1 protein-coding gene is annotated in these 610 nt (G+C 49.7%); it reads left to right on the top strand.

Annotated features, from left to right (window positions below; all coding sequences use genetic code 11):
• A partial coding sequence (locus tag PORUE0001_RS01575) for a M13 family metallopeptidase N-terminal domain-containing protein (RefSeq protein ID WP_007364703.1) occupies nt 1-610 on the top strand: 610 nt, incomplete at both ends.

Genomic DNA, 610 nt, shown 5'->3' with positions numbered 1-610 from the left:
AATGAGTATCGTGTCTCTGTACTATACAAGCAGGCTATCGACAGTGTCAAGCGCAACGAGCTAGGCGCTCAGCCGATCCTTGACGAGTTAAAGTCTATTGAGGCGATCAACTCTAAGAAGGCGCTCGTAGACTTCGCAGCTCAGCAGGACAATAAGGGTGATGATACATTCTTTGGCACCTATGTCATGGCCGATGCTGAGAATAGTGACATGAACATCTTTAACCTGAAACAGACAAGTCTAGCTCTGGGCAACAAGGAGTACTACACAGATCCAAAGAATGGCGAGATCATCAAGGCCTACAATCAGTACATCGAGCGCATCGCTCAGCTAGCTGGTTACTCTGCCGAGGAGGCTCAGCGCATTGCGAAAAACAATATTGCCGTCAGCACTCAGCTCGCCAAGATGTGCTACTCACAGACAGAGCTGCGTGATGTAACTCGCAACTTCAACAAGGTTCAGATCAAGAAGTTTGTCGCTGACAACCCTGGCTTTGACTGGGCACGCTACATCAAGGGACGCAACCTGCAGACTCTAGAGTCCTGGAACGCTGGTCAGCTAAAGTTCTTCAAGGACTTTAGCAAGTGGTTCCCCACGGCAGACCTACAGG

This window comes from Porphyromonas uenonis 60-3, assembly GCF_000174775.1.
GTDB classification, from domain to species: domain Bacteria; phylum Bacteroidota; class Bacteroidia; order Bacteroidales; family Porphyromonadaceae; genus Porphyromonas; species Porphyromonas uenonis_A.
The sequence above is the reverse complement of the archived record's forward strand: the minus strand, read 5'-3'. Positions and strand labels throughout refer to the sequence as shown.